At 60.2% G+C, this 19231-nt stretch carries 17 protein-coding genes; 7 read left to right on the forward strand and 10 right to left on the reverse strand.

Going from position 1 to position 19231, the window contains the following annotated elements; genetic code table 11:
* Positions 1-29: 29 nt before the first annotated feature.
* Both CD58_RS01605 and gpmI read right to left on the reverse strand, forming a co-directional pair.
* A complete protein-coding gene (locus CD58_RS01605) occupies positions 30-1322 on the reverse strand; it encodes a murein hydrolase activator EnvC family protein (RefSeq protein ID WP_025211347.1) in 1293 nt (430 codons plus the stop codon).
* A gap of 215 nt (positions 1323-1537) precedes the next feature.
* A complete protein-coding gene (gene gpmI, locus CD58_RS01610; RefSeq protein ID WP_025211348.1) occupies positions 1538-3067 on the reverse strand; it encodes a 2,3-bisphosphoglycerate-independent phosphoglycerate mutase in 1530 nt (509 codons plus the stop codon).
* Positions 3068-3219: 152 nt separating this feature from the next.
* Between gpmI and CD58_RS01615 the strand changes: the two genes are divergently transcribed.
* Genes CD58_RS01615 through secB form a run of 3 tightly spaced genes read left to right on the forward strand, consistent with a single transcriptional unit; the run spans position 3220 to position 4411 of the window.
* Positions 3220-3633, forward strand: coding sequence for a rhodanese-like domain-containing protein (locus CD58_RS01615; protein ID WP_025211349.1), 414 nt, complete (start codon positions 3220-3222; stop codon positions 3631-3633).
* A gap of 1 nt (position 3634) precedes the next feature.
* Positions 3635-3889 carry a glutaredoxin 3 gene (gene grxC / locus CD58_RS01620; RefSeq protein ID WP_025211350.1) on the forward strand — a complete coding sequence of 85 codons (255 nt, stop codon included), beginning with the start codon at positions 3635-3637 and terminating at the stop codon, positions 3887-3889.
* A gap of 39 nt (positions 3890-3928) precedes the next feature.
* Positions 3929-4411 carry a protein-export chaperone SecB gene (gene secB, locus CD58_RS01625; protein ID WP_024618249.1) on the forward strand — a complete coding sequence of 161 codons (483 nt, stop codon included), beginning with the start codon at positions 3929-3931 and terminating at the stop codon, positions 4409-4411.
* Positions 4412-4529: 118 nt separating this feature from the next.
* On the opposite strand, the gene trmL is transcribed toward secB, so the two are convergent.
* Positions 4530-4985, reverse strand: a complete 456-nt coding sequence (gene trmL / locus CD58_RS01630) for a tRNA (uridine(34)/cytosine(34)/5-carboxymethylaminomethyluridine(34)-2'-O)-methyltransferase TrmL (RefSeq protein WP_025211351.1) — start codon at positions 4983-4985, stop codon at positions 4530-4532.
* Between trmL and CD58_RS01635 the strand changes: the two genes are divergently transcribed.
* On the forward strand, positions 4984-5424 hold the full coding sequence (locus CD58_RS01635; RefSeq protein ID WP_025211352.1) for a hypothetical protein: 441 nt from the start codon (positions 4984-4986) through the stop codon (positions 5422-5424). The genes trmL and CD58_RS01635 overlap by 2 nt on opposite strands.
* Before the next feature lie 491 nt (positions 5425-5915).
* On the opposite strand, the gene ntrC is transcribed toward CD58_RS01635, so the two are convergent.
* From ntrC to glnA, 6 genes are all read right to left on the reverse strand, one after another.
* On the reverse strand, positions 5916-7352 hold the full coding sequence (ntrC, locus tag CD58_RS01640) for a nitrogen regulation protein NR(I) (RefSeq protein WP_025211353.1): 1437 nt from the start codon (positions 7350-7352) through the stop codon (positions 5916-5918).
* Positions 7349-8434 (reverse strand): nitrogen regulation protein NR(II), encoded by a 1086-nt coding sequence (gene glnL, locus CD58_RS01645; protein WP_025211354.1) that lies wholly within the window; start codon positions 8432-8434, stop codon positions 7349-7351. The genes ntrC and glnL overlap by 4 nt, the downstream gene beginning before the upstream one ends.
* Positions 8435-8665: 231 nt before the next feature.
* Positions 8666-9286, reverse strand: a complete 621-nt coding sequence (locus CD58_RS01650; RefSeq protein WP_025211355.1) for a DUF4124 domain-containing protein — start codon at positions 9284-9286, stop codon at positions 8666-8668.
* Complete coding sequence (locus CD58_RS01655) at positions 9283-9804, reverse strand: DUF4124 domain-containing protein (protein ID WP_025211356.1); 522 nt, start codon at positions 9802-9804, stop codon at positions 9283-9285. The genes CD58_RS01650 and CD58_RS01655 overlap by 4 nt, the downstream gene beginning before the upstream one ends.
* A gap of 190 nt (positions 9805-9994) precedes the next feature.
* The gene (locus CD58_RS01660; RefSeq protein ID WP_025211357.1) at positions 9995-10552 is read right to left on the reverse strand and encodes a chorismate mutase; all 558 of its coding nucleotides are present in this window, start codon (positions 10550-10552) and stop codon (positions 9995-9997) included.
* Between the two features lie 120 nt (positions 10553-10672).
* Positions 10673-12079, reverse strand: coding sequence for a type I glutamate--ammonia ligase (gene glnA / locus CD58_RS01665; RefSeq protein ID WP_014336114.1), 1407 nt, complete (start codon positions 12077-12079; stop codon positions 10673-10675).
* 328 nt (positions 12080-12407) lie between these two features.
* On the opposite strand from glnA, the gene thiI reads away from it, so the two are divergent.
* On the forward strand, positions 12408-13862 hold the full coding sequence (gene thiI / locus CD58_RS01670; RefSeq protein ID WP_025211358.1) for a tRNA uracil 4-sulfurtransferase ThiI: 1455 nt from the start codon (positions 12408-12410) through the stop codon (positions 13860-13862).
* Between the two features lie 138 nt (positions 13863-14000).
* Positions 14001-15821 carry a translational GTPase TypA gene (typA, locus tag CD58_RS01675; protein WP_025211359.1) on the forward strand — a complete coding sequence of 607 codons (1821 nt, stop codon included), beginning with the start codon at positions 14001-14003 and terminating at the stop codon, positions 15819-15821.
* Between the two features lie 225 nt (positions 15822-16046).
* Here typA and CD58_RS01680 read toward each other — a convergent pair whose 3' ends face one another.
* On the reverse strand, positions 16047-16484 hold the full coding sequence (locus tag CD58_RS01680) for a YkgJ family cysteine cluster protein (protein WP_025211360.1): 438 nt from the start codon (positions 16482-16484) through the stop codon (positions 16047-16049).
* A gap of 252 nt (positions 16485-16736) precedes the next feature.
* Here CD58_RS01680 and CD58_RS01685 point away from each other — a divergent pair, with 252 nt between their 5' ends.
* Positions 16737-19187 (forward strand): glycogen/starch/alpha-glucan phosphorylase, encoded by a 2451-nt coding sequence (locus CD58_RS01685; RefSeq protein WP_025211361.1) that lies wholly within the window; start codon positions 16737-16739, stop codon positions 19185-19187.
* Positions 19188-19231: the final 44 nt, after the last annotated feature.

Consider the following 19231-nt stretch of genomic DNA (forward strand, 5'->3'; position numbering starts at 1 on the left):
GAACGAACTCCTTAATTGGATGGGCGCGCTTATCCTTGCGCACGACACCATTGGGCCGGGTCACTGGGGCGACCCTGCTGACGAATAGCGAAATACAGTGCTGGCGTATCCTGCCCGCCACTGTTACCGACCGTGGAGATGGACTCGCCGGCCTTGACCACATCCCCCGCCGACTTGAGCAGCGTCTGGTTGTGGCCGTACAGGCTCAAATAACCATTGCCGTGATCCAGGATCACCAGCAGGCCGGCGCCGCGCAGCCAGTCGGCGAATACCACGCGCCCACCATGAACGGCATGCACCTGGCTGCCGGCGGAGGCACTGATCATCACGCCGTCCCACTTGGTGCGGGTGTCGTCGCCACGGGTTTCACCGAAGCGCGCAAGTAATCGACCATTAACCGGCCATGGAAGTTTGCCCCGGGCCGAACCAAAAGCGCCGCCGAAGGTTTCGCCATCACTGGAAACCAGTGCGCCGGGGCTGGATTTCACCGGCTTGCGCGGCGCATCGCCGGAGTCTGCTTCGGCCTGGGCTTCACGCAAACGCTTTTTTTCGGCTTCCTGCTGGGCGATCAGCGCTTTCTGGCGCGCTTCTTCTGCCTCTCGAGCCTGGCGGGCCAGGGTTTCCTCAATGGTTTTCAACACGTTTGCCAGCTCAGCCTGATCCTGCTCGCGGGCCTTGAGCTTGCTGTCGCGGGCTTTCACATCGTCGTTCAGCTTGGCCAGGGCCACCTGGCGCTCCTTGCGAACCTTATCGAGTTCATCGCGCTGGGTGTCGAGGCTGCTTTTCTGCACCAGCAACTGGGCTTGCTGCAATTCGATGTCTTTTTCGACATTGGCCAGTTGGCGCAGGGTTTCGTTGAAGCTCTTGAGTTGTTCCAGGCGGGCCTGGCTCAGGTAATCGTAATAGGTGAGGGTACGAGCGAATTTTTCGGGGTTCTGCTGGTTGAGCAGCAGCTTGAGATATTCCTGGCGGCCGTTCTGATAAGCGGCCCGGGCCTGGATGGCGATCAGCTTTTGCTGTTCAGCGCGCGCGCTCTGGAGTTTTTTTTTCTCTCCATCGAGTCGCTGCAGCTCGGATTCGCTTTTCTTCAGCTCTTTTTGCAGGGCGTCGACCTGTTTCTCCAGCTTGCCCATCTCGGTCTCGGTGCCGCGCAGGTCTTTCTGTACGCTGGATTTCTCTTCCTGCAACTTGCCCAGCAGTTTTTTCAGCTCGGCAATGTCCTGACGCGTGGCGTCCAACTGCTGTTGGGTTTGTGCGCGCTCGTCAGCAAAGGCTGGTTGGAGCAGGCAGGTCAGAGCAAGGGCTATCAGGACGCGAAGCATAGAGGCGGGCGACACCAGGGAAAGGGACGGCCTAGTATGCCCGCCCCACGCTGCAAAAAAAACGCCCATTTGGGGCTGTGTGATAACTGGCCTGAAAAACACCAAGAACCAATGTGGGAGCGGGCTTGCTCGCGAATGCGGCGTGCCAGTCGACAGTTATGTGTCTGATGCACCGCATTCGCGAGCAAGCCCGCTCCCACAGGGGACGTGTTTCGTCAGACCAGGATCGAAGTACCGGTCATTTCCGCCGGCTTCTCCATCCCCAGCAACATCAGCATGGTCGGCGCCACGTCAGCCAGTACACCGCCGTCGCGGACCTTGAAGTCGCGCTTACCGACATAAATGAACGGCACCGGCTCGGTGGTGTGGGCGGTGTGGGCCTGGCCGGTGGATTCGTCTGACATTTGCTCGACGTTGCCATGGTCGGCCGTGATCAACGCTTCGCCGCCGACTTTCTCCAAGGCCTCGACGATGCGGCCCACACAGGTGTCCAGGCATTCCACGGCCTTGACCGCCGCGTCGAACACGCCGCTGTGGCCCACCATGTCGCCGTTGGCGTAGTTGACCACGATCACGTCGTAACGCTGGTTCTCAATGGCCTCGACGATGCGGTCGGTCACTTCCGGCGCGCTCATCTCTGGTTGCAGGTCGTAGGTGGCGACTTTCGGCGAGGGGATCAGGATGCGTTCTTCGCCCGGGAAGGGCTCTTCGCGGCCACCGGAGAAAAAGAACGTCACGTGGGCGTACTTTTCGGTTTCAGCGATGCGCAGTTGGGTCTTGCCGTTTTTCGCCAGGTAGTCGCCCAGCACGTTTTCCAGGCTGCCGGCGGCGAAGGCCGATGGCGCGGGGATGCTGGCCGCGTATTGGGTCAGCATGACGAAGCCGGCCAGTTTTGGCTGGCGGGCACGCTCGAATTCCTTGAAATCGTCTTCGACGAAAACGCGGGTCAGCTCGCGGGCGCGGTCGGCACGGAAGTTCATGAACACCACGGCGTCGCCGTCTTCCACTTTTACCGGCTCGCCGATGGTGGTGGCCTTGACGAACTCGTCGCTTTCGCCGCGTTCATAGGCGGCTTGCAGGCCTTCCTGGGCGGTGGCGGCGTTGAACTCGGCGCTGCCGTCGACGATCAGGTTGTAGGCCTGGGCCACGCGGTCCCAACGGTTGTCGCGGTCCATGGCGTAGTAACGGCCGACAATACTGGCGATACGGCCTTTGCCGAGGGCCTGGAAGGTGGCGTCCAGCAGCTCGATCGACGAGGTGGCGCTTTTGGGCGGCGTGTCGCGGCCATCAAGGAAAGCGTGCAGGTAGATCTTCTCGGCGCCGCGCTTGAAGGCCAGCTCGGCCATGGCAATCAGGTGATCCTGGTGGCTGTGAACGCCACCGTCGGACAGCAGACCCATGAAATGCACGGCCTTGCCGGCGGCCACGGCTTTATCCACGGCGGCGCAGATGGTCGGGTTTTCGAAGAATTCGCCGTCGCGGATCGATTTGGTCACGCGGGTGAAGTCCTGGTACACCACGCGGCCTGCGCCGAGGTTCATGTGGCCGACTTCGGAGTTGCCCATCTGCCCGTCCGGCAGGCCGACGTCCATGCCGCTGCCGGAGATCAGGCCGTTCGGCACGGAGGCCCACAGGCGGTCCAGCACAGGCTTCTTGGCCGCATACACGGCGTTGGATTCGTGGCTGTCACTGTGACCGAAGCCGTCGAGAATCATCAGGACCAAAGGTTTAGGCGTGGTAGTCATGGAATCCACTCGTGGCTGGTTAAAAGAAGACGATGGAAAAGGGACGGGCAGTTTAAAGGTAAGTTCCGACGGCGTCACCGCCGGGCGGGGTTTGGCCGGCCTTGCGTGCTGTGTATACTGGCCGACATTTTAACGCCCTGGAACCTCCTTCGATGGTTGCTCACCTGATTGAATTTGCCACTAACCACTACATTCTCGTCGGTATCTTCGTCGTACTGCTGGCGTTGCTGGTCGCCCATACGATGCAGGGCGGCGGCCGTAGCCTGAGCACTGGCGAGCTGACCGCGCTGGTCAACAAGGATGCCGGCGTGGTGGTGGATATCCGCCCGAGCAAGGATTACGCCGCTGGTCACATTGTCGGGGCGGTGAACATTCCCCAGGACAAACTGATCGCGCGTATCGGCGAACTGGAAAAACACAAGGCCAAGACGCTGATCCTGGTGGACGCCCAAGGCCAGCACGCCGGTACCCTTGCCCGCGAGTTGATGAAGTCCGGTTTCACCGCCGCCAAGCTGTCCGGTGGCGTTTCCAGTTGGAAAGCCGACAATCTGCCGCTGGTGAAGTGAGATGGCCCACGTCGTTGTCTATTCCAGCGATTACTGCCCCTATTGCTCCAGAGCCAAGTTCCTGCTCCAGAACAAAGGTGTGGCTTTCGAAGAGATCAAGGTCGACGGCAAGCCGCAACTGCGCGCCGAAATGACCCAAAAGGCCGGACGTACCTCCGTGCCGCAGATCTGGATCGGCAGCACCCACGTAGGCGGCTGCGATGATCTGTTCGCCCTGGAGCGCGCCGGCAAGCTCGACGCGCTGCTCAAGGCCTGAATTTCCCACTAAAGAACCTGAAAGTAAGAAGGATCTGCGATGACTGACCAACAGAACACAGCTGCCAGCGAAGAAGAAGCCGCACCGCAATTCTCCTTGCAGCGCATTTATGTACGTGACCTGTCCTTCGAAGCCCCGAAAAGCCCGGCGATCTTTCGCCAGCAGTGGGAACCGAGCGTAGGCCTGGACCTGAACACCCGCCAGAAGGCCCTGGAAGACGACTTCCATGAAGTGGTGCTGACCCTGTCGGTGACCGTGAAGAACGGTGACGAAGTGGCATTCATCGCCGAAGTGCAGCAGGCCGGGATCTTCCTGATCAAGAACCTGGATGCCGCTTCGATGAGCCACACCCTGGGCGCGTTTTGCCCAAACATCCTGTTCCCCTACGCCCGCGAAACCCTGGACAGCCTGGTGACCCGCGGTTCGTTCCCGGCCCTGATGCTGGCTCCGGTGAACTTCGATGCGCTGTACGCGCAAGAACTGCAGCGCATGCAGCAAGAAGGCGGCGCGACCGTTCAGTAAGTCGACGCAAACCCTGTGGGAGCGGGCTTGCCCGCGAAAGCGGTGTGTCAGGCGACATTGATGTCAACTGACACTCCCTATTCGCGAGCAAGCCCGCTCCCACATTTGTTATGGGGTGTTATTGGAACCCGTTCTGCCGCCACGCCTCATAAACCGCCACCGCCACGGTGTTGGACAGGTTCAGGCTGCGACAACCTTCGCGCATTGGTAGACGCAGGCGTTGCTCGGCGGGCAGGGCGTCCAGCACCTCGGCTGGCAGGCCTCGGCTTTCCGGACCGAACACAAACGCATCGCCGGCGACGAAACGGGCGTCATGGAACGGCCGCGAACCCTTGGTGGTGAAGGCAAACAAGCGCGGATGCCCGAGGCTTTCCAGACAACTGGCGAGGTCGGCGTGACGCTGCAAGGTGGCATACTCGTGATAGTCGAGGCCGGCACGGCGCAGGCGCTTGTCGTCCATCTCGAAGCCCAGCGGTTCGATCAAATGCAGGTGGCAGCCGCTGTTGGCGCACAGCCTGATGACGTTGCCGGTATTCGGCGGGATTTCCGGTTGAAAAAGGATGACGTGAAACATGCACGGCTCCGCAGATAAAGATGAGCGGCATTCTACGCCGCAAACCGATCAGCGTTCGAAGCTAATGCCTCGGGTGATGGGCTCTTTGGCGATCGTCGGCGTGATGGTCGGGCTGATGATCGGGCGCCTGACCACGCCCGAACCGAGCGAGTTGCAGCAGATCGAGGTGGCCGATGGGGCGTTGGTGGCCTGGTTCAACAACGAACCCAAGTTGCATGGGGAAGTCATCGATGGCTCAGTGGCGCTGTTGTTCGAAGCCGAAGGCCGGGCGCAGAAAGGCCAGCTCAAGCTCAACGGCAAGGATGTGAACTGGCGGGTGCGTTTGAGTGATAAGGGCTTGTTGCTGACGCTGGTGGCGGCGCGTCCGTTGCGGGGGGAGTGGACCGGCAGCGAGGTCGATGACCGCTGGCGGCTGGAGGTCCGTCTCCAGGAGCAATAAAAGAGGGAATCCCCGGCCTGCCTGTACCAAGGTCCCCAAAACGGGAGGGCTTGCGCTGAGCGCACGGCCCTGGTGTAAAGAAGGGAAACCTTGACCTGCCTGTATCAAGGCCCCCAAAACAGTGGGCTCGATGAGCCCGGTATAAAATGGGGAATCCCCGGCCTGCCTGTACCAAGGTCCCCGAAACTGGGTAGTGATCTAGCTATTGCAGGGGGCGTGCCAGTTTTAAATTATTTGTCACAAAAACGCTTTCTGTGACGCAAAAGCCCCGTATTCCGGGGTTTTTGCTTTTTTGTGCGATTTTTTTCGAGTTGGATCGATGGGTTTTGGCGGGTGGGGCATGTGCAATTGCGGTTCGTAGTGCATTGATGCGGTGCATGAAGCCTTTAAAAGCATCGCGAGCAAGCTCGCTCCCACAGTAATTGCGTTTCCCTTGTGGGAGCGAGCTTGCTCGCGATTGGCCCTACAGCTCAGCGAAGAACCAAGGCCTTTCAGCCCTCTTCGCCGTCATCATCATCCCCACCATCGACCTTCATCCCCAACTCCTTGATCTTGCGGGTCAAGGTGTTGCGGCCCCAGCCCAGCAGCACGGCGGCATCGCGGCGGCGGCCGGCGGTGTGTTTGAGGGCGGTTTCGATCATGATCCGCTCGAAACTCGGCACGGCGCTGTCCAGCAGGCTCGACTGGCCACGGGCCAGGGCCTGGTCGGCCCATTGGCGCAGTGCCTGTTCCCAGTTGGTCACGGGCGCCGAATCCTGCGGCAGGCTCAACAGTTCCGGCGGCAGGTCGCTGATGTGCACTTCACGACCCGAAGCCATCACCGTGATCCAGCGACAGGTGTTCTCCAGCTGGCGCACGTTGCCGGGCCACGGCAGGTTCTTGAGGTATTCCTCGGTTTCGCTCTTGAGCAGCTTGGGCTCCACCGCCAGTTCCTGGGCTGCGCGGCTGAGGAAGTGCCGGGCCAGGGTCGGGATGTCTTCGCGACGGTCGGCCATGCGCGGGATATGGATGCGGATCACGTTCAGGCGGTGGAACAAGTCTTCGCGGAATTTGCCCGCGTGAACCAGGGTTTCCAGGTTCTGGTGGGTCGCGGCAATGATGCGCACATCGACCTTGACCGGCGTATGCCCGCCCACGCGATAAAACTCGCCGTCGGCCAGCACGCGCAGCAGGCGGGTCTGGGTGTCGGCCGGCATGTCGCCGATCTCATCGAGGAACAACGTGCCGCCGTCCGCTTGTTCGAAGCGCCCGCGTCGCAGGTTGGCCGCGCCGGTGAACGCACCTTTTTCGTGACCGAACAACTCGGATTCCATCAAGTCCTTGGGAATCGCCGCCATGTTCAGCGCGATGAACGGCGATGCCGCTCGTGGACTGTGGCGATGCAGGGCATGGGCAACCAGTTCTTTACCGGTGCCCGACTCGCCGTTGATCAGCACGGTGATGTTGGAGTGGCTCAAGCGCCCGATGGCGCGAAACACTTCCTGCATCGCCGGCGCTTCGCCGATGATTTCCGGGGTACGGGCCAAGGCCGGCACCTCTTCCATGCCCTGCTGTTCCTGGGCGTGCTGGTTGGCGCGCTTGACCAGCGACACCGCTTCATCGACGTCGAACGGCTTGGGCAGGTATTCGAAGGCGCCGCCCTGGTAGGACGCCACGGCGCTGTCCAGGTCTGAATGGGCGGTCATGATGATCACCGGCAGCCGTGGATGCTGCTCGCGAATCCGCGCCAGCAGGTCCAGGCCGCTGGCGCCGGGCATGCGGATGTCGGAGATGATGACGTCCGGTTGCTGACGCGCCAGGCGACTCATCACCCCGTCGGCGCTGTCGAAGCTCTGGGTGGTCATGCCTTCTTGTTGCAAGGCTTTCTCCAGGACCCAACGGATAGAACGGTCGTCATCGACGATCCACACGGTTTCACTACGGCTCATGTCGATGTGGCTCCTTGTTCCAGTGGCAGGAAGATCGAGAAAGTGGTGTGGCCGGGGTGGCTTTCACACTCGATCAAGCCCTGATGCTGACTGATGATGTTCTGGGTAATGGACAGGCCCAGCCCGGTACCGTCCGGACGACCGCTGACCATGGGAAAGAAGATGGTTTCCTGCAGCTCGGTGGGGATGCCCGGGCCGTTGTCGATGATTTCGATCTTGGTCACCAGGCGATGACGCACGTGGCCGATGGTGAACTGGCGCATGGCGCGGGTGCGCAGGCTGATGCGGCCCAGGCGCAGCTCGTTCTGGCTGCTGATGGCTTGCATCGCGTTGCGCACGATGTTCAGCACGGCCTGGATCATTTGTTCGCGGTCGATCAATACGTCGGGAATGCTTGGGTCGTAGTCGCGCACCAAGGTGATGCAGCCCTGGCTTTCGGCTTCCACGAGGCTGCTGACGCGCTCCAGCACCTCATGGACGTTGCACATCGCCAGGGACGGCAGCTTGTTCGAGCCGAGCATGCGGTCCACCAGGTTTCGCAGGCGGTCAGCTTCCTCGATGATGACGTTGGTGTAGTCCTTGAGGCTTTCTTCCGGCAGCTCGCGGGCGAGTAACTGCGCGGCGCCGCGAATCCCGCCGAGGGGGTTCTTGATCTCGTGGGCCAGGCCGCGCACCAACATCTTGCTGGTTTCCTGCTTGGACAGCTGGGCCTCTTCCTTGGTGATGCGCAGCAGGCGATCACGAGGGTGGACTTCCAGCAGCAGCAAGGTGGCGCCGTTGTTCAGGATCGGGGTGACGGCGTAGTCCACGGTCAGGGTCTGGCCGGTCAGGGCGGTGAGCATCGCTTCGCGCTTGGTGAAGGGATGAGCCTGTTCCACCGCTTGGCGCAAGGAGTTGAGGGCCTCGGCGGATTCAGTAAACAACTCGCTGATGAACTGCCCATGGCTGCGCTGGCCGCTGACGGCCAGGAGCATCTCCGCCGCCGGGTTCATGTACTCGAGGCGCAATTGGGCGTCGAGCAGGATGGTCGCGGTGGTGAGGTTATCGAGTAGCAAGCGGTGTAGTGCGTCGCTAATGGTCATCAGGACCTCTTTTGGAGCGTAGCAAGCACGCGTATGACGCGCCGGTACAAGGAAAATGCAAAAAACAAACCAAGGCTCCGAAAAGAAGCGTTTAGAGCCCTAAAAAGGCTTTATCCGCCCATTTGCGTGGCGTTTTGCCAGTTTTTACGGGTACTTTCGAACCAGAATGGGATGAGGCCTGGGTATCCGTGCAAGCATGCGCACCAATATAGTGCGTCTGCCTGGGCGGTGTTAGAAGAACGGCAGGATGCTGCTTTCTTCTTCTTTGGGTTTGTCGGCGAGGGGGCATTCGGGGCGCTGGCCGTAATCAGCGCTGACACAAGGTTTGACACGGCGTTTCTGCGCCAGGGACATGCGCTGCATATGGAAGGGCTGGTTGGCGGTGCGTTCGACGATGCGGTCTTGCTCATCGAGGATTTCCACCGCCAGATGATGGGTGCCTCGATCAATGTTGCTCAGGGCAAACACCGGGCTTGGCCCCGGTGCGCCCGTGGGTTGGCCGTCGAGCAGCAGGCGGTAGCGGTGGCCTTTTTGCAGCTGGGGTTCGCTGGTGGCGCTGACGATCAGCTCCCCGGCAGTGCTGCGTATCGTGGCGTCTGGTTCGGGGATCAATAGGCGCAGCATTTCGTAATGGAACAGCGGCTCGGACGGCGCTTTGGGCGTTGGCGTCGGGGCAGTACCTGGGGGTGACGGCATCCGGTTGCCGGGTGGCAGCTGCACTTTCTTCGCATTGCCGGGGCGCGGCTGATCGGTGAAGACGCGATTGCCTTGGGCATCGATGTAGGTATAGACCTGCGCCACGCCCGGCAGCGCGACCAGCGAGAGGCTCAGGGCGAGCAGCCAGCGGATCACGGCTGGTGCACCCGTTGCACGGTGAAAGTCACGGTTTCGCTCTGTTGCACGAGATGTTCCCCGTCGATGACTTGCACCGCCAGGCTGTGCTCGCCCCGATCGATGTTCACCAATTGCAGGCGCGGCACGTTGGTCGACTGGCCATAGGGTTGCCCATCCAGCAGCAGCCGGAACAGATGGGGACTTTGCAGGCGCGGTTGAGCCCGAACGCCAACGGTGAACGTGCCGTTATTGGCGCGCAGGGCCTCCTCGGTAGGAATGTCCGTCAATTCCAGCACCTCATAGGCGTTGCGTGGTTCGTCCTTGGCTGCGGGCGCGGGTGCTGTGGGCGCGTTCGGGCTGGCAGGGGGCTGGCGTTCGATGCTGTTGAGCGGCGGCAATTCTACCGTCTGGGCCGGTACGCCTTGGGGCGGCTGGTTGCTGTAGGCGGTATTGCCTTCGGCGTCGGTGTACTTGTAGATCTGGGCAGCGGCAGGCAGCGCCAATAGCAGCAACAACATTGGAAAACTACGACCCATAAAATCGACCGAAAACTAAAAGTGTTGGGTTGCAGCATAGGTCAGGGAGGGTCATTGGCCCAAGTTGTTGCACGCAACGCCTGTGGGAGCGGGCTTGCTCGCGAAAGCGGTGTGTCAGTCACCTGGATGTTGGCTGTACTGGCCCCTTCGCGAGCAAGCCCGCTCCCACATTGGCTCGGTGTCGTTTGTCTCAGACTTTTGGAGCGATACACAGCTCTGCGGTCGCCCGGATCAGGGCAAGCCGGTGCACCGGGTGTTGCTTGTTGCTGTGGGTGGCCTGGGCCAGCCATTGCGGGCACTGCGGGTCGGTGCGGTAGGGGGCGAAGTCGGCCAGTTGCTGCAGCAGGCGCTTTTGCAATCGGTCAAGCTGCGGACGAATCTGTCCCACCAGGTCCGGGCGTGGCAGGTCCGGGGCCTTGCCTTCCAAAGTCCAGTCGGACAAGTTGATGTATTGCACCAGTTTGTTGGCTTCTATCTGGGCGGCGAAAAAAGCTTCCACGGTTTCGCTCGTCAGCTTGTAGGCCGGCGCCTGGGCGACGGCGGCAGCAATGACTTCACGCTCGCGCTGACGGTCTTCTACCGGTTTATGACTGTCCCATTTGCTCAAGGCTACCTGGTCGGCGATGGCCAGGCGTTCGCCAATGGCGTTCAGCAGCGGGGTCAGGGCTTCGGGGGCGGGAGCGGCTTGCGCGGCGGTGGACAGCAGCGCGGCACAGAGGGCAAGGCCAAGTTTGAAGCGCAAAGTCATGGGCAGTCTCGTCTTCTAGGGAGGAACAACGAGCCATCATGCACGCAACCTGTGCCCATAAAAAAGGCCTCCCGAAGGAGGCCTCTCTTTATTCACGCCGCGTGTTGCGACGCTACCGGATCAGCAGCTGTAGTACAGCTCGTATTCCAGTGGGTGTACGAAGGTGCGAACCTTGATTTCTTCTTCGCTTTTCAGTGCGATGTAAGCATCGATGAAGTCATCGCTGAATACGCCGCCCTTGGTCAGGAACGCACGGCCCTTGTCCAACTCTTCCAGGGCTTCTTTCAGGCTGCCGCAAACCTGTGGGATTTCCTTGGCCTCTTCAGGCGGCAGGTCATACAGGTTTTTGTCAGCGGCATCGCCAGGGTGGATCTTGTTCTGGATACCGTCCAGGCCGGCCATCATCAGAGCAGCGAAGGCCAGGTATGGGTTGGCAGCCGGATCCGGGAAGCGAGCTTCGATACGGCGAGCTTTAGGGCTGTTCACGTAAGGAATACGGATCGAGGCGGAACGGTTACGAGCCGAGTAGGCCAGCATGACCGGTGCTTCGAAGCCTGGTACCAGACGCTTGTAGGAGTTGGTCGACGGGTTGGTGAAGCCGTTCAGGGCCTTACCGTGCTTGATGATACCGCCGATGAAGTACAGGGCGGTGTCCGACAGGCCGGCATAGCCTTCGCCTGCGAAGGTGTTCTTGCCGTCTTTGGAGATCGACATGTGAACGTGCATGCCCGAACCGTTATCGCCGTACAGAGGCTTAGGCATGAAGGTCGCGGTACGACCGTATGCATCGGCAACGTTGTGTACGCAGTACTTCAGGGTCTGGACTTCGTCAGCCTTCTTGACCAGCGTGTTGAATTTCACGCCGATTTCGTTCTGGCCGGCAGTCGCCACTTCGTGGTGGTGAACTTCGACGGTCTGGCCCATCTCTTCCAGTGCGTTGCACATGGAGGTACGGATTTCGTGGTCGAAATCGAACGGAGGAACCGGGAAGTACCCGCCTTTGATGCCTGGGCGGTGGCCTTTGTTGCCGCCTTCCACGTCCTGGTCGGACATCCACGAACCTTGTTCGGAGAAGATCTTGAACATGGAGCCGGAGATGTCGGACTTGAATTTGACCGAGTCGAAGATGAAGAACTCAGGCTCCGGACCGAAGAAAGCGGTGTCGCCGATACCGGTGGACTTCAGGTATTCCTCGGCGCGGTGGGCGATGGCGCGTGGGTCGCGGTCATAGCCTTGCATGGTGGACGGTTCGATGATGTCGCAGACCAGGATCAGGGTCGGCTCTTCGGTGAACGGGTCCAGGACGGCGGTTTCGTCGTCCGGCATCAGGATCATGTCGGAGGCTTCGATGCCTTTCCAGCCAGAGATGGAGGAGCCGTCGAACATTTTCCCGATTTCAAAGAATTCGTCGTCCAGCGCATCACGGGCCGGCATGGTCACGTGATGTTGAGTACCTTTGGTGTCAGTGAAGCGCAGATCAATCCACTTGACGTCATGATCTTTGATGAGTTGAACCGACTTCGACATATGTCCTCCGGGTGGCTTCGGGCGGGTAGTGGAGTGCCCTTAGATATGGGTGATGCCGGCGCGAATACTCTGCCATGGCAACCTGCCTCACAAGGGAGCAATTTGCATGCCAGTGCCCCAGCATGGGTTTTTTGCACCAAATCCACGCTTTTAAAGGCCTGAATCGAAGATTGTCAGACAATCATGCACTGCAATGTGGCATTAGATATGAGTAACGACCTGTTTTGGTGCGCACAAAACCATCTGCACATTAACTGGTTAAACCTTGAGCAATTTCCGCTATAATCCGCGCCCCCCTTTTTCGGCTGGCCGTTCGCGCGCTGTTTTCATGAAACTAATCGTAAAAGTCTTCCCCGAGATCACCATCAAGAGCCGCCCGGTACGGATGCGTTTCATCCGCCAGTTGGCCAAGAACATCCGTACCGTGCTCCGAGATCTGGATCCGGTCGTGGTGGTGAACGGCGTGTGGGACAACCTCGAGCTGGAAACCCGCGTCAGCGAACCCAAGGTCCTGAAGGAAATGACCGAGCGCCTGAGCTGCATGCCGGGCATCGCGCATTTCCTGCAGGTCGATGAATATCCGCTGGGGGATTTCGACGACATCCTGGCCAAGTGCAAGCTTCATTATGGCGACGCCCTGGCCGGCAAGATTTTTTCGGTGCGCTGCAAGCGTGCCGGCAAGCACCCGTTCAGTTCGATGGACGTGGAGAAATACGTCGGTAGCCAGTTGCGCCAACAGTGCGGTGCCGCCGGTATTTCGTTGAAAGACCCGCAGGTCGAAGTGCGCATCGAAATTCGCGACCAGCGGCTGTTCGTGATCCACAGCCAGCACAACAGCATCGGTGGTTATCCGCTGGGTTCGCTGGAGCAGACCCTGGTGCTGATGTCCGGTGGCTTCGACTCCACGGTGGCGGCCTACCAGATCATGCGTCGCGGATTGATGAGCCATTTCTGCTTCTTCAACCTCGGCGGGCGCGCCCATGAACTGGGCGTGATGGAAGTGGCGCACTTCATCTGGAAGAAGTACGGCAGCTCCCAACGCGTGTTATTTGTGAGTGTGCCGTTCGAAGAAGTGCTGGGCGAGATTCTCGGCAAAGTCGATAACAGTCATATGGGCGTCATTTTGAAGCGTATGATGTTGCGCGCTGCTTCACGAATTGCCGACCGCCTGCAAATCGACGCGCTGGTGACCGGCGAGGCGATCTCCCAGGTATCGAGCCAGACGTTGCCGAACCTGTCGGTAATCGACTGCGTGACCGAGAAGCTGGTCTTGCGTCCACTGATCGCCAGCCACAAGCAGGACATCATCGACCAGGCCAACGACATCGGCACCGCCGATTTCGCCAAGCACATGCCCGAGTATTGCGGGGTCATCTCGGTGAACCCCAAGACCCATGCCAAGCGCGGGCGCGTGGAGCATGAAGAGAAAGAATTCGACATGGCGATCCTCGAGCGTGCGCTCGAAAACGCCAGGCTGGTGCCGATCGATCGCGTCATCGATGAATTGGGCCAGGACATCCAAATTGAAGAAGTCGGCGAAGCGCTTGCCGGTCAGATCATCATCGACATCCGTCACCCGGACGATGCTGAAGACGACCCGCTGAGCATCGCCGGCATCGAGGTAAAAACGATGCCGTTCTATGCAGTGAACGCGCGTTTCAAGGAACTGGACCCTACTCGCCAGTACCTGCTGTATTGCGACAAAGGCGTGATGAGTCGCCTGCATGCCCACCATTTGCTCAGTGAGGGGCATGCCAATGTGCGCGTTTATCGACCGAGCTAAGTGCCCGGGGCTGTTTGCCTGTGGCCTGCGTCACCGGCCCCCCGACGCCGCCGACAGGCTGTAACGGCTTTGTCGGACTCAACGTAAATCGCTGCCACGACCTGTCAGCACACCGAATCCTCTGATCGAGATACACAAGTGATCGAAAATCTACGCAACATCGCCATCATTGCTCACGTTGACCATGGTAAGACCACCCTGGTAGACAAACTCTTGCGTCAATCCGGCACCCTGGAGCGCAACGAGCTCAACGACGAGCGCGTGATGGACTCCAACGACCAGGAGAAAGAGCGCGGTATTACCATCCTGGCGAAAAACACCGCCATCAACTGGAACGGCTACCACATCAACATCGTGGACACCCCGGGCCACGCCGACTTCGGTGGTGAAGTAGAGCGCGTGATGTCGATGGTCGACTCCGTGCTGCTGCTGGTCGATGCCCAGGACGGCCCTATGCCGCAAACCCGCTTCGTGACCAAGAAGGCTTTCGAAGCCGGCCTGCGTCCGATCGTGGTCATCAACAAGGTTGACCGTCCAGGCGCGCGTCCGGACTGGGTCCTGGACCAGATCTTCGACCTGTTCGACAACCTGGGTGCCACCGAAGAACAGCTGGACTTCAAAGTCGTCTACGCCTCGGCCCTGAACGGTATTGCCGGTCTGGACCACACCGACATGGCCGAAGACATGACCCCGCTGTACCAGTCGATCGTCGACGACGTACCCGCGCCGAAAGTCGACCGTGACGGTCCGTTCCAGATGCAAATCTCGGCCCTGGACTACAACAGCTTCCTGGGTGTGATCGGCGTTGGCCGTATCGCCCGTGGTCGCATCAAGCCGAACACCCCGGTTGTGGCGATCGACGCCGACGGCAAGAAGCGCAACGGTCGTATCCTCAAGCTGATGGGTCACCACGGTCTGCACCGTATCGACGTTGAAGAAGCGGCAGCCGGCGACATCGTCTGCATCAGCGGCTTCGACCAGCTGTTCATCTCCGACACCCTGTGCGACCCGATGAACGTCGAAGCGATGAAGCCGTTGACCGTCGACGAGCCAACCGTTTCCATGACCTTCCAGGTCAACGACTCGCCATTCTGCGGTAAAGAAGGCAAGTTCGTGACCAGCCGTAACATCAAGGAACGCCTGGACAAAGAGCTGCTCTACAACGTGGCCCTGCGCGTTGAAGAAGGCGATTCGGCCGACAAGTTCAAGGTTTCCGGCCGTGGTGAGCTGCACCTTTCGGTTCTGATCGAAACCATGCGTCGCGAAGGCTTCGAAATGGGCGTGGGTCGTCCTGAAGTGATCATCCGTATGGTTGACGGCGTCAAGCACGAACCGTACGAAAACGTGACCATCGACCTGCCGGAAGAATCCCAGGGCGCGATCATGGAGCAAATGGGCCTGCGTAAGGGCGACCTGACCAACATGGTTCCGGATGGCAAGGGCCGTGTGCGCCTTGAGTACAACATCCCGGCCCGTGGCCTGATCGGTTTCCGTAACGAGTTCCTGACCCTGACCTCCGGTGGCGGCATCCTGACTTCGATCTTCGATCGTTACGACGTGATGAAGTCCGGCGACATGTCCGGCCGTCAGAACGGCGTGCTGGTATCGGTTGCGACCGGCAAGGCACTGACCTACTCGCTGGAAACCCTGCAAGCCCGTGGCAAGCTGTTCGTTGAACACGGCCAGGATATCTACGAAGGTCAAATCGTCGGCCTGAACAGCCGCGACAACGACCTGGGTGTGAACCCGACCAAAGGCAAGAAGCTCGACAACATGCGTGCTTCGGGCAAAGACGAAACCATCGCCCTGGTTCCGCCGGTCAAGTTCACCCTGGAGCAGGCGCTGGAGTTCGTGCAAGAAGACGAACTGTGCGAAGTGACGCCGAAGTCCATCCGTCTTCGTAAGAAGATCCTGGGCGAAAGCGAGCGTACCCGCGCTGCCAAGAAAAGCGGTAACTGAGTTTCGACTTAGTTAGTGGCTGAAAAAAACGCCCCTGATTGTGAGATCAGGGGCGTTTTTTTGTGCCTGGGATTTGTGTGTCGCTTGTCAGGGCCTCATCGCGAGCAAGCTCGCTCCCACAGTTGATTTTCGGTGGGTACAGATTTTGTGTCCGGCATGGGGCCACTGTGGGAGCGAGCTTGCTCGCGATGGCGCCGGATCAGGCACCGCTGAACCGGCAGCCGATCAGAATTTGTCCAACGTCCGCGGATTCCGCTCGCGCTCCACTTCCTTGGGCTTGTAGGCACAATACCCCGGCCGTGGCCCAATCCGCGGATGGTTGCGGCAGGTGTCCGGGCGCTTCTCATAAATGGTGCACAGCCGGCTCTTGCGGTCCAGATAAAGGCAATCGTTGTTGCTCATGCGCTGGAGCGTGAAGATTTCCGACTTCTGGTTATAGCGCTCGACGATCCCTTCCTTTTGCAGGCGCTTGGCGATGTTTTTTGGCGGGTCGCCCAGTTCGAACTCATCGACGATGCCGATCCGGATCAGGTCCTTGATCTTGGCCTCCACCGGCAGCGTGCAGCAGCTCGATACGCAGGAACCGCACATCGGGGCGGAGTACTTGGCCCAGGTATCGAGTCGGTCGATCTCCGCGGCGGCGATCAGGTTGGGCTTCATCATCAAGGTTTACCAGCATGCATCAGGGCGCGCGATCATACCGGGACTGGTGAAATTTTGAACGACCATCTGCCGGTTTTTTTTCATCTGCGCTAAAACGCCCGAGGACCGGCACGGCCCCTGCATTCATTCGCTCATCCGGCAATTCTCTGACGACGATTCTCCGTCGCAGGGAAAAACCACCGAACCAGAGCCTGTGCCGTCTGTCAGACCGACTAGGCTCAGACAATTCCATGCTCGTTCGAGGTCTCATCAATGACTCAAGAACCACTTGTTCGCGAAGCCGAAGTCGCTGCTTTTCGCGATGCCGTGTTGACCAAACTCACTTATGCCGTTGGCAAGGACCCGGATCATGCGTTTGATCACGATTGGTTCGAAGCCATTGCCCTTGCCGCCCGCGACCACATGGTCGAACACTGGATGGACCATACGCGGCAGATCTACCGCAAGGGCCAGAAGCGCGTCTATTACCTCTCCCTGGAATTCCTTATCGGTCGCTTGCTCTATGACAGCCTGAGCAACCTGGGCCTGCTGGACACTGCCCGTGAAGCCTTGACCGAACTGGGCGTGGACCTGGAGCGCATCCGTCTGCTCGAGCCCGACGCGGCGCTGGGTAACGGCGGCCTCGGCCGGTTGGCGGCGTGTTTCATGGAAAGCATGTCCACCCTCGGTATCGCCGGCCATGGCTATGGCATTCGTTATGAGCATGGCTTGTTTCGCCAGGCCATCGTTGACGGTTGGCAGCAGGAGCAGACCGAGCACTGGCTGGATTTCGGCAACCCGTGGGAGTTCGAACGGCCAGAGGTGGTTTACCCGATTGGCTTTGGCGGCGGCGTCGAGACCGTGACTGATGATACTGGCAACACCCGGCAAGTCTGGACGCCGGGCGAAACCGTGCGCGCCATCGCCTATGACACGCCGGTGGTGGGTTGGCGCGGTGCCAGCGTCAACACCCTGCGCCTGTGGCGCGCCCGAGCGGTGGAAGACCTGCACCTGGAACGCTTCAATGCCGGCGATCACCTGGGCGCGGTAGCGGAAGTGGCCCGGGCCGAAAGTATTTCCCGCGTGCTCTACCCGGCCGACAGCACCGAAGCCGGCCAGGAACTGCGCCTGCGCCAGGAATATTTCTTCGTCGCCGCCTCGTTGCAGGATTTGCTGCGTCGCCATCGCAACATGCACACCTCGGTGCTGACCTTGGGCGACCATGCGGCGATCCAGCTCAACGACACCCACCCGTCGATCGCCGTGGCGGAGCTAATGCGTCAGCTGGTGGACGTCTACGACGTGGCCTGGGACGCCGCCTGGCAGATTACCCAGGACACGCTGTCCTATACCAACCACACGCTGCTGCCCGAGGCCCTGGAAACCTGGCCGGTAGGGCTGATGGAGCGCATGTTGCCCCGGCACATGCAGATCATTTACCTGATCAACGCCCAGCACATTGATTCGCTGCGGGCCAAGGGCGTGCATGATTTCGACGTGCTGCGCTCGGTTTCGCTGATCGAAGAAGACAACGGGCGGCGGGTGCGCATGGGCAACCTGGCATTCCTCGGGTCCCACAGCGTCAACGGGGTGTCCGGGTTGCACACGCAGCTGATGCGCAGCACGGTGTTCTCCGAGCTGCATAAGCTCTATCCGGACCGGATCAACAACAAGACCAACGGCATTACCTTCCGCCGCTGGCTGTTCCAGGCCAACGCCGAATTGACGTCGATGATGGTCGATGCCCTGGGCCCGAGCGTGCTCGACAATCCCGAGGAGCGCCTGATCGAACTGGAGCCGTTCGCCGACAAACCGGCGTTCCGCAAGCAATTCGCCGAGCAGCGCCTGCACAGCAAGAAGGCCCTGGCGTACCTGATCCACGAACGACTGGGCATCGCGGTGAACCCGGCGGCGATGTTCGACGTGCAGGTCAAGCGGATCCACGAATACAAACGTCAATTGCTCAACCTGATGCACACCGTGGCGCTGTACCAGGCGATCCGCGCCGAACCGGAAGTGGACTGGGTGCCGCGGGTGAAGATCTTCGCCGGCAAGGCCGCCGCCAGCTATCACCAGGCCAAGCTGATCATCAAGCTGACCAACGACATCGCCCGGGTGGTTAACAACGACCCGACCGTGCGTGGCTTGCTCAAAGTGGTGTTCCTGCCCAACTACAACGTCAGCCTGGCCGAAAGCATCATCCCGGCGGCGGACCTGTCGGAACAGATTTCCACGGCCGGTTTCGAAGCGTCGGGCACCAGTAACATGAAATTCGGCCTCAACGGCGCGCTGACCATCGGCACCATGGACGGCGCCAACGTGGAGATGCATGAGCGCGTGGGCGGTGAGCACATGTTCATCTTTGGCCTGACTGCCGAGCAGGTGGAGGCCCGCAAGCAAAACGGCGAATTCAGCGCCGCGCCGGACATCGCTGCGTCCCATCGACTCAATGATGTGTTGCAGGCGATTCGCGGCGGGGTGTTCTCGCCGGATGATCCAATGCGCTATACCGGGCTCGTGGACTCGCTGGTGGACTATGACCGCTTCCTGGTCTGCGCCGACTTCGACTCGTACTGGCATGCCCAGCTCAAGGTCGAGGAGCGCTGGCACGACTCCAAGCAGTGGTGGCGTTCGGCGGTGCTCAACACCGCGCGCATGGGCTGGTTCTCCTCGGACCGGACCATCCGTGAGTACGCCACCGACATCTGGAAAGCCCTGGAGTAGCATTTGCTGTAAGAAATGTGAGCGAAGCCCAACGGTGATTGGGC

It is taken from the genome of Pseudomonas brassicacearum (assembly GCF_000585995.1).
GTDB lineage: Bacteria > Pseudomonadota > Gammaproteobacteria > Pseudomonadales > Pseudomonadaceae > Aquipseudomonas > Aquipseudomonas brassicacearum_A.

Bases quoted from the DNA above. Each gene is read 5' to 3' on its own strand.
- CD58_RS01605 (WP_025211347.1), bottom strand. From the start codon at position 1,322: ATGCTTCGCGTCCTGATAGCCCTTGCTCTGACCTGCCTGCTCCAACCA.
- gpmI (WP_025211348.1), bottom strand. From the start codon at position 3,067: ATGACTACCACGCCTAAACCTTTGGTCCTGATGATTCTCGACGGCTTC.
- CD58_RS01615 (WP_025211349.1), top strand. From the start codon at position 3,220: ATGGTTGCTCACCTGATTGAATTTGCCACTAACCACTACATTCTCGTC.
- grxC (WP_025211350.1), top strand. From the start codon at position 3,635: ATGGCCCACGTCGTTGTCTATTCCAGCGATTACTGCCCCTATTGCTCC.
- secB (WP_024618249.1), top strand. From the start codon at position 3,929: ATGACTGACCAACAGAACACAGCTGCCAGCGAAGAAGAAGCCGCACCG.
- CD58_RS01635 (WP_025211352.1), top strand. From the start codon at position 4,984: ATGCACGGCTCCGCAGATAAAGATGAGCGGCATTCTACGCCGCAAACC.
- trmL (WP_025211351.1), bottom strand. From the start codon at position 4,985: ATGTTTCACGTCATCCTTTTTCAACCGGAAATCCCGCCGAATACCGGC.
- ntrC (WP_025211353.1), bottom strand. From the start codon at position 7,352: ATGAGCCGTAGTGAAACCGTGTGGATCGTCGATGACGACCGTTCTATC.
- glnL (WP_025211354.1), bottom strand. From the start codon at position 8,434: ATGACCATTAGCGACGCACTACACCGCTTGCTACTCGATAACCTCACC.
- CD58_RS01655 (WP_025211356.1), bottom strand. From the start codon at position 9,804: ATGGGTCGTAGTTTTCCAATGTTGTTGCTGCTATTGGCGCTGCCTGCC.
- CD58_RS01660 (WP_025211357.1), bottom strand. From the start codon at position 10,552: ATGACTTTGCGCTTCAAACTTGGCCTTGCCCTCTGTGCCGCGCTGCTG.
- glnA (WP_014336114.1), bottom strand. From the start codon at position 12,079: ATGTCGAAGTCGGTTCAACTCATCAAAGATCATGACGTCAAGTGGATT.
- thiI (WP_025211358.1), top strand. From the start codon at position 12,408: ATGAAACTAATCGTAAAAGTCTTCCCCGAGATCACCATCAAGAGCCGC.
- CD58_RS01680 (WP_025211360.1), bottom strand. From the start codon at position 16,484: ATGATGAAGCCCAACCTGATCGCCGCCGCGGAGATCGACCGACTCGAT.
- CD58_RS01685 (WP_025211361.1), top strand. From the start codon at position 16,737: ATGACTCAAGAACCACTTGTTCGCGAAGCCGAAGTCGCTGCTTTTCGC.